1 tRNA gene and 2 rRNA genes (1 of these 3 cut by a window edge) are annotated in these 2500 nt (G+C 54.8%); all 3 read left to right on the top strand.

The window, feature by feature from the left end:
* Positions 1–2097, top strand: a 23S ribosomal RNA gene (locus ABXS05_RS34755); it begins 714 nt to the left of the window's first position.
* 168 nt (positions 2098–2265) lie between these two features.
* A 5S ribosomal RNA gene (gene rrf, locus ABXS05_RS34750) occupies positions 2266–2380 on the top strand.
* A 42-nt stretch (positions 2381–2422) separates the two neighbouring features.
* Positions 2423–2499: transfer RNA gene (locus ABXS05_RS34745), tRNA-Met, on the top strand.
* The last annotated feature ends 1 nt before the right edge of the window (position 2500 follow it).

Below are 2500 nucleotides of genomic sequence, written 5' to 3'. Positions count from 1 at the left end.
CTTATTAGACCCGAAACCGATGTGATCTAGCCATGAGCAGGTTGAAGGTGGGGTAACACCCACTGGAGGACCGAACCGGTGTCTGTTGAAAAAGCCTCGGATGACTTGTGGCTAGGGGTGAAAGGCCAATCAAACTCGGAAATAGCTGGTTCTCCGCGAAAACTATTTAGGTAGTGCGTCGCACGAATGTTCCAGGGGGTAGAGCACTGGATGGGCTAGGGGGTCTTACCGATCTACCAAACCTAACCAAACTCCGAATACCTGGAAACACTATGCGGCAGACAGACGGCGGGTGCTAACGTCCGTCGTCGAGAGGGAAAAAACCCTGACCACCAGCTAAGGCCCCTAATTCGTGGCTAAGTGGTAAAGGATGTGAGGATCCCATAACAACCAGGAGGTTGGCTTAGAAGCAGCCATCCTTTAAAGAAAGCGTAACAGCTCACTGGTCTAAACAAGGGTCTTTGCGCCGAAAATGTAACGGGGCTCAAGCCACGAGCCGAAGCTGTGGGTGTGCGCAAGCACGCGGTAGCGGAGCGTTCCATAGGCCTGTGAAGGAGTATGCGTGAGCAGCTCTGGAGGTATTGGAAGTGCGAATGCTGGCATGAGTAACGACAAACAGTGTGAGAGACACTGTCGCCGAAAGTCCAAGGGTTCCTGCGTAAAGCTAATCTGCGCAGGGTTAGTCGGCCCCTAAGGCGAGGCTGAAAAGCGTAGTCGATGGGAATGAGGTGAATATTCCTCAACCAGTGGGTAGTGACGGATCTCTTCCGTGGTGTGTTCTTATTGGATTGAGCATGCCATCACGAGGTTCCAGGAAATAGCTCCCACATCAGACCGTACCCGAAACCGACACAGGTGGACTGGTAGAGTATACCAAGGCGCTTGAGAGAACTATGCTGAAGGAACTCGGCAATTTGCCTCCGTAACTTCGGGATAAGGAGGCCTCGTTCGTGGGCAACCATGGGCGAGGGGCACAAACTAGGGGGTGGCGACTGTTTAACAAAAACACAGGGCTCTGCTAAGCCGCAAGGCGACGTATAGGGTCTGACGCCTGCCCGGTGCCGGAAGGTTAAGAGGAGAGGTGCAAGCTTTGAATCGAAGCCCCGGTAAACGGCGGCCGTAACTATAACGGTCCTAAGGTAGCGAAATTCCTTGTCGGGTAAGTTCCGACCTGCACGAATGGCGTAACGATCTCCCCGCTGTCTCCAGCATAGACTCAGTGAAATTGAATTCCCCGTGAAGATGCGGGGTACCTGCGCTTAGACGGAAAGACCCCGTGCACCTTTACTATAACTTTACACTGGCATTCGTGCTTGCATGTGTAGGATAGGTGGTAGGCTATGAAGCCAGGGCGCCAGCCCCGGTGGAGCCACCCTTGAAATACCACCCTTACGATCATGGATGTCTAACCGCGACCCGTCATCCGGGCCCGGGACAGTGTATGGTGGGTAGTTTGACTGGGGCGGTCGCCTCCCAAAGAGTAACGGAGGCGTGCGACGGTGGGCTCAGAGCGGTCGGAAATCGCTCGTCGAGTGCAATGGCATAAGCCCGCCTGACTGCGAGACTGACAAGTCGAGCAGAGACGAAAGTCGGCCATAGTGATCCGGTGGTCCGTTGTGGAACGGCCATCGCTCAACGAATAAAAGGTACGCCGGGGATAACAGGCTGATGATTCCCAAGAGTCCATATCGACGGAATCGTTTGGCACCTCGATGTCGACTCATCACATCCTGGGGCTGGAGAAGGTCCCAAGGGTTCGGCTGTTCGCCGATTAAAGTGGTACGTGAGTTGGGTTCAAAACGTCGTGAGACAGTTTGGTCCCTATCTGGCGTGGGCGTAGGAGAATTGAGAGGATCTGTCCTTAGTACGAGAGGACCGGGATGGACGTACCTCTGGTGGACCTGTTGTGGCGCCAGCCGCAGTGCAGGGTAGCTATGTACGGTCGGGATAACCGCTGAAGGCATCTAAGCGGGAAACCCACCTCAAGATGAGTTCTCCCTCGAAAGCCGTGGTAGACCACCACGTTGATAGGCCGGGTGTGGAAGCGGAGCGATCCGTGCAGCTTACCGGTACTAATAGCTTGATCGGCTTGATCGCTCTCATTTATCAATACTCACGAATGGCCTTGAGCCATATCCTGAGACGGGGCGCCTCTCGCGACATGAAACCATGTCGCTGGCGGCGCTCTTGACGATCCCAATGTGACAATCCTTCGGATTGCACAGGGGATCGCAAGGACATCTTGCTTCATTTTTGCTTCGCCGGCCTGGTGGCACTAGCGAGGAGCCTCAACCCGATCCCATCCCGAACTCGGCCGTTAAACTCCTCAGCGCCGATGGTACTATGTCTCAAGACCTGGGAGAGTAGGTCGTTGCCAGGCCTGCAAAGCAAAAATCTCTGAAATCCATGTCTATATACCTGCCGCGGGGTGGAGCAGCCCGGTAGCTCGTCAGGCTCATAACCTGAAGGCCGCAGGTTCAAATCCTGCCCCCGCAACCAA

The organism is Labrys neptuniae (genome assembly GCF_040797145.1).
Taxonomy (GTDB): domain Bacteria; phylum Pseudomonadota; class Alphaproteobacteria; order Rhizobiales; family Labraceae; genus Labrys; species Labrys neptuniae.
The sequence above is the reverse complement of the archived record's forward strand: the minus strand, read 5'-3'. Positions and strand labels throughout refer to the sequence as shown.